A 6,943-nucleotide genomic window follows, 5' to 3' on the forward strand; every position below is an offset into this window, starting at 1 on the left:
TCAAGGCAAGGGGTTCAGCCTTGACTGTGGTTCATGGATTTTATAAAATAATTAAGGCTCAAAAGTTCCAAAACACTGAATTTGAAGCGGTCTCAAAAAAAGCCGTTGCATAACGAAAGTTGAAACTTCAGTTATGTAATGGCTTTTAAATATTTACTTCATCTTTTTTGCACTTTGAGCCGCTATCCTCCCAAAGGTAACTGTATCCGGCATAGATAATGAACCCAGTCTGTTTTCTCCGTGGATACCACCAGTCACCTCTCCGGCAGCATACAGACCTTTGATTGGCTTCCCATCCGTTCCTAACACCCGGGCGTATTTATCAATTTCAACACCTCCCATTGTATGGTGAACGGAGACAATACAGGAGAACATGTAATACGTGTCGTCTCCTATTTTCTCAAGATTTTTAGTCCGCCCAAAATCCTCATCCGTTCCTTTTTCAGCAAAAGAATTAAACCTTTGGATTGTTTTTTGTACTTCTTCTAATGGCAGATCAAAATAATCACAGCACTCCCTAAGACTTCCCCTCACTAATACCCCCTGCTCATAACACTTGGCAATTTCACCTTCATATAAAAGTTCTAAGTTCATATCCTGTACTACCTGACTATCGATTAGTTCATAAGCTTTTGCATCCGGTTGTTTCAGCATTTCATTCGAGAGTTTGTCACGGGTATTTTTTTCATCTACAAAACGTTTTCCATTTTTATTTATAAGAAGTGCATTGGAATTTAGTCTGGCATAATCCATAAAGTAATAGTTTCCAGTGGCTGGATTATTAATTGGATACAGCTGTATATCTCCAAGTCCTATTAAATTAGCTCCTGCCTTTTCCGCCATTATTAGACCATCTCCCACAATAGCCGGTGAATTGGTTGTAGGAATACTTTCATCAAGGCCATTCCAGCGGGTATCATACTTCATTCTCATTTCCACATTCGCACCAAAACCGCCGGTTGCCAAAATAACACCCTTTTTGGCAATATACTCTATTGTCTTCCCGCTGCGCTTTGCTCTTACTCCGACAACCTTACCTTCCTCATTACAAATGAATTCTTCTGCCCTTGTGTTATAGTGAATATCTGTACCTAACTCAACCGCCTTATCAATTAAGGTATCCACGTACTTCGGGCCATCCCCCACAGGCCATAAGGTTCTGGAAACTGTGTGGCCGCCATACCAGGATTGATAATCCTTATATTCCACACCAACGAAGTCACGGAGCCAATATGCATTTGGCAGAGCATTCTGTACTACTATGTTTATTAATTCTTTGTTTCCTTTTTTATTACCCCCTTCATATATATCTTTAAAAAAGAGTTCTTCACTATCCTCAATTCCCAGAGAGGTCTGTACCCAGTTACCAGGTGCTGCATATTCTCCTCCTGACATTCTCGTATTGCCACCACCAAAAGACATTTTTTCTAACAGGACAACACGATCGTCTCCCTGGGAACGTGCCTCAATGGCAGCGGACAATCCGGCTCCTCCCCCACCTATAATAAGAATATCGCAATCTACTTTACTGGATTCTCCATCTGTTTTACGGTTTAATTCATTGGAAGAGGCCAGATCTTTTGGAGTAATTCCCGCAGCTGTAATTGCATTTTCAACTGCTTTCAGAAAACGCTTACTGGTTTTTGTAGCACCTGAAATTCCATCAACCTCTATACTATTTTTTGCTACAATATCATCAATCAATTGAGTCATGGCTTTCTCAAATCCCGGCGTTTCATTGTGCTTAAGTATTTCAATATGAGAGATTTGATTCTCCTGCAGCATTACCTCAACTAATATGTACTCCTCCTCTTCTTTTGCTTCTCCCCTAAAAGTTCCGGATACAACTCCTTCCCCTTCCCCATTGGTTTTTGTATTATCCTGAACTTTACATGCGGTAAGAAAGCAACCGATTATTATAAGAAATAAACTTACAAATACTGCTCTTTTCACTTACTCTACCTTTCCCTTTCCATATTCTCCCGATACTCCGTTGGAGTAAAACCTGTTTTCTTTTTGAATACACGGCTAAAGTAGTATTGATCTGCATAGCCGGATAAGTTAGAAATCTCCCCTATGGTCTTATCCTCCTTTAATAATCGAATGGAATAGTTTATTCTTAACATGGTTAAATATTCAACAAAACTCATTCCGGTAAGTTCCTTCATCAATTTAAATAAGGCAGTACGGCTTAAATTAAACTCCTTCTCCAATATCTCCGAAGATAATTCCTTCTGGGTATAGTGTGTATTAATAAACTCTATTACGGTTGACCTGGGCTTTGGCTTTTGTTCTGTAAACCTTGAAATGATATTTTGTTGTTCAATCCGGTTATTGTACTTTGCAATTGCCTGCTGGATAACTGTCTTAAACTCATCATCTTCAACCGGCTTTAGCATATAAAAATCTACATTGTGTTTAATCGCCTGTCTTGCATATTCAAATTCATCGTATCCTGACACTATAATAATCACACAGATTTGATTCATTTCCCGAATTCTTCGGATGCATTCCAATCCATCAATACGTGGTAAATTAATATCCATCAGCAATATATCAGGAGTGTACGTATGAAAATGTTCCAGGGCTTCTACCCCATCTTTAGCCTTTGCTACTACCTTTATGGATAATCCCATAGTTTCAATCTGCCTTGACATACCATTACGTATCATTTCTTCATCATCCACAACTATTGCTCTATACATTCTATATCCTCCGTAACCCTAAACTTTACTGTAACTGTAGTTCCAACAAAAGGTTCACTTGAAACAGTCAGACTGGCTTCTTCTCCATAAGTAGCTTTCAATCTGGTAAGTGTATTCACCATTCCAAAATGTTTGGAGGAATCCAGACTCTGTAACCTTTTATTCAGCTCCTCCAGGCACTTAGGAGACATTCCTATTCCATCATCCTTAATTGCAAATTCAATAAAATCACCTGTCCGCTTTCCTGTAATAAGGATATGCCCCTTTCCCTCTTTGGGCTTAATCCCATGATAAATAGCATTTTCAACCATGGGCTGAATAATTATTTTTAACGTGCTATAGAATTTGATCTCTTCCTCTAATTCAATCTCATAGGATAGTTTTTCTTTATAACGAAGGGATTGAATGTCCAGATAAGCTTTTGTATGTTTGAATTCCTCCGCTATACTTATCATTTCCTTACCATTGCTTAAGAATATTCGAAAGAAGGTGGATAAGGAAGTAATCATACTGGCAACCTCCTCCGCTCCCTGTTCTTTTGCCATCCATTTTAGATTATCCAAGGTATTATAAAGAAAATGTGGTTTAATTTGGGCCTGCATTACTGCTGCCTCAGCTTTTCGCTTTTCTTCCTGTTCCTTATAAATACGGCTAACCAAATCCGATATCCGCTGGATCATTTTATTGTAAGTTAAGCCAAGTTCATATATTTCATCTTTACTTACCTTTGAGTCATAATAAGCATCTAAGTTCCCCTCTTCCACCTGATTCATGCACGTTTGAAGTCTTTTAATGGGCTTCATCACTAAATAAGTCAGGAATAATCCAAGAAGTGCAGTAACAATCAGCAACAGAAAAAAGAGAAATAAACTTCCTGCAATCAGCTCGTCCGTTTGCTTCGATAATTCACTATTTCTCACCAGATTACAGGTAATCCAGTCGTTATAATGAGGCACCGGAGTAAAGAACAACGTACACGCTTCTCCATTTGCATCCACAATAGGTATCATGCCTGAGCTTGTTCTTGATTTGGTATTAACAGATTTAAGAGTTTCCATATCCAGATAATTCTTATAGAAATATTCCTTATTGGTGGAAATGATGTCATGATTTCGATTCATCACCCATGTCTTCCCGCCATAGATCTGGGTGGTATTCACGATTCCTTTTAAACCCACCGTAGGAACCGCTGAACAAATAAGTGCCTCTTTTTCGTTACCATAACCCAGAACAGGATAATAGAATAAAATGACCTCCCGGTGATTCTGATTCATAGTCGGCAGGCCAATCACAAATTCCGTATCCGAGGAATAAGCAAGGCGGTAGTCATTATAATCCATCAGATCTTCAGTAGCCTCACTATTAATCCAGCAAAAGCCATTCTTACCAATGTAGGTAAATGTCTCCATTACTTCACCATTCTTCATATATAAGTTGGTAAAGCGATTGATCAATGGAGTGATTTCTCTGACATCCATGGAGGAAAAAGCAGGGATTGCTGAAATAATGCGATATTCTAAAGCTTTTTTATTTACCCAGGCATCTACTTCATTTGCCTTAGATTCCATAATTTGGCTTACTGTAAATTCAGTATCCTTCATATTCTGAGGCTTTATAATATAGTTAATAAATAAACAAAGTGAGCAAAAAATAATCGCTAAACTGCCACTAAAGAATAGTAATATTTTTGTTTTAATTTTTAAATTTAGTTTCAACCCTGTTTTCCCACCATTCAACTCGTTGTTTGTTCGTTTATCTTAATTATACCTATTACCAAATTGATTTACAACATTTTTATACATGATTCGACACCCTGTTGCTTCTAAAAAGTACAAAACCTCGAAACATTTGTCCATTTTCATCCCATTTGACATTGTTATAATTATAACAATGAATGTTAGGAAGATTAATGGGAATTATTGAGATACATAATTCTCATCCTAATTTATGCAGTACCACATCTGCAAACAGATGCGGTATGCAATGGGACCAACAGTTTGTGCTTTAGCACAAATCCCTGTCATATTAAATAGGTGCTAAGCACCGGAATCGAGGTTATTATGAAAAAAATTGTACTTCTTTTATTGTCAATGTCATTACTTTTATGCGCATGCGGAGTAAAGTCAAATGACTCAGCTGGCTCAAATGCAGCCCCAGAACAAAATGGAATATACAAAGCCGGAACTTATGAAGGTTCAGCAGAAGGTTTTGGCGGTACACTTACTGTTTCTGTAACACTATCTGCAGATAAGATAGAAAAAGTAGACGTAAAGTCTCATCAGGAAACAGAGGGAATCGGTACAAAAGCAATCGATGCACTTCCCGGAGAAATTGTGTCAAAGAATTCTGCCGATGTGGATATCGTATCTGGTGCAACCATGTCATCGAAAGCAATTATTGCAGCAGTAAAAGATGCCATGAAAGAATTCTTAGAGGAAGAACCTTCTACTGCACTTGCAGATGGCGTATATCCCGGTGAAGCAACCGGATATCAGGGTCCTTTAAAAGTAGAAGTTACCATTGCTGATGAAAAAATTACAGATATCAATGTACTTGAAAACGTTGAAACAGTTGGTATTGGTTCCAAAGCACTGGAAGCTATTCCAAAAAGTATTATTGAAAATCAATCTGTAGCTGTTGATGCACTTTCCGGTGCAACTGCCTCCAGTAAAGCAGTCTTAGCTGCTGTAACAAATGCTTTAGAAACTGCCGGTGCAGATATGTCAAAATACAATATCAAACCTGTTGTACAAAAGGGTGAGGATAAGGTTGTGGAAGCAGATGTTGTAATTATTGGTGCCGGTGGTGCCGGTCTTACGGCTGCTATTGAAGCCAAGACTCAAGGTGCCTCCAGTGTAGTAGTAATTGAAAAGATGGATATTACCGGCGGTAACACAAGAATGTCAGGTGGTGAATTTGCCGCACCTGGTAACTGGGTTCAGTTAGAACAAGGGATCAAAAATGATAGTGTAGAAAAATTCTATAATGATGTTATGAAGGGTGGATACAACCTTGGTAACCCTGATTTAGTTCGAATTATTGCAGAAAAAGCTCTTCCAACTGCAGAATGGTTAAAGGATTATGTAGGAATCAAATTCCGTGATGAACAAAGCTGGTATGGCGGACACGAAGTAGCAAGAACTTTATGGCCTGTTGGTGATGGCCCTGCTTATGTAGATACTCTTGAGGGAAAAGCCCGTGAATTAGGTGTGGAAATTTATTTACAGACTGAAGCAACTGAATTGATCCAGGATGCTTCTAAAAAAGTAACCGGTGTAAAAGCACTTCATAAAGATGGTGCAAATTATACATTTAATGCAAATAATGGTGTAATTATTGCTACCGGCGGTTTTGGTAGAAATATAGAAATGCGTGAAAAATATAATACCATGTGGCCAACACTGGATGCTTCTATCCCATCTACCAACAGTCCTGCAATCACCGGTGATGGTATTCGTATGGCCATGGAAATCGGTGCCAATACAGTAGGAATGGAAAATATTCAGCTCTACCCTGTAAACAATCCTGCAACAGGCAATTATTATTACATTGATTACGCACGTCTTAACTCAACTGCCTTACTTGTCAATAAAGAAGGTAAACGTTTTGTAAACGAAAAAGGTACCCGTGATGTAATCTCTGATGCTACATTAAAACAAACTGATAGCATGGTTTATGAAATCATTGATGCTAATGTAGTAAAGGAACAGGAATTATATGAAACTTATGCTGCAGAAATTGAACAATGTCAGAAAAACGGTGTATTAGCAATCGGAACATTAGAAGAAGTGTGTGCTCATTTCGGTGTCCCTGCTAAAGCAGTAAAAGAAACTATCGAACACTATAACAGCCTGGTTGACGCCGGCGAAGACAAAGATTTTGGACGTACCGACAACTTTAACAAGATTGGTGAAGGACCTTACTTCATGTTCTCAAGCGTTGTATCTGTTCACCATACAATGGGCGGCGTACAAATTGATACCGATGCCCGTGTCATTGATAAAGACGGAAATCCAATTGCAGGTCTTTACGCAGCTGGTGAAGTAACTGGTGGGATTCATGGCGGTAACCGTTTAGGCTCTGTAGCGGTTCCTGATACAGCCATTTTTGGAAGAATCGCTGCTAACAGCTGTTTAGTAGGTAAATAAAAATTTATCTTTGCAGGACGCTTTGCCTGGGGATGTGTAGAACTCAAAAAGTGTTGATTGGGTTTTCGTAATGACTTAATTTATTTTTAG

General features: G+C 38.6%; 4 protein-coding genes. 1 reads left to right on the plus strand and 3 read right to left on the minus strand.

Annotated elements, in window-relative coordinates:
• Window positions 1–153: 153 nt before the first annotated feature.
• From RT261_RS06535 to RT261_RS06545, 3 genes are read right to left on the minus strand one after another with little or no spacing between them, the layout of a single operon-like run.
• Window positions 154–1,953 carry a flavocytochrome c gene (locus tag RT261_RS06535; protein WP_313130887.1) on the minus strand — a complete coding sequence of 600 codons (1,800 nt, stop codon included), beginning with the start codon at window positions 1,951–1,953 and terminating at the stop codon, window positions 154–156.
• A gap of 5 nt (window positions 1,954–1,958) precedes the next feature.
• Window positions 1,959–2,705, minus strand: coding sequence for a response regulator transcription factor (locus RT261_RS06540; RefSeq protein ID WP_313130889.1), 747 nt, complete (start codon window positions 2,703–2,705; stop codon window positions 1,959–1,961).
• Entirely contained in the window at window positions 2,690–4,273 is a 1,584-nt protein-coding gene (locus RT261_RS06545; RefSeq protein ID WP_313130892.1) for a sensor histidine kinase, read from the minus strand. The genes RT261_RS06540 and RT261_RS06545 overlap by 16 nt, the downstream gene beginning before the upstream one ends.
• Window positions 4,274–4,765: 492 nt before the next feature.
• On the opposite strand from RT261_RS06545, the gene RT261_RS06550 reads away from it, so the two are divergent.
• A complete protein-coding gene (locus RT261_RS06550) occupies window positions 4,766–6,853 on the plus strand; it encodes a flavocytochrome c (protein WP_313130894.1) in 2,088 nt (695 codons plus the stop codon).
• Window positions 6,854–6,943: the final 90 nt, after the last annotated feature.

Source organism: Anaerocolumna sp., from assembly GCF_032079385.1.
Taxonomy (GTDB): domain Bacteria; phylum Bacillota; class Clostridia; order Lachnospirales; family Lachnospiraceae; genus Anaerocolumna.

What these genes read in the sequence shown, in the direction of transcription:
- RT261_RS06540 (WP_313130889.1), bottom strand. Translation starts at nt 2,705, where the DNA reads ATGTATAGAGCAATAGTTGTGGATGATGAAGAAATGATACGTAATGGT.
- RT261_RS06545 (WP_313130892.1), bottom strand. Translation starts at nt 4,273, where the DNA reads ATGGAATCTAAGGCAAATGAAGTAGATGCCTGGGTAAATAAAAAAGCT.
- RT261_RS06550 (WP_313130894.1), top strand. Translation starts at nt 4,766, where the DNA reads ATGAAAAAAATTGTACTTCTTTTATTGTCAATGTCATTACTTTTATGC.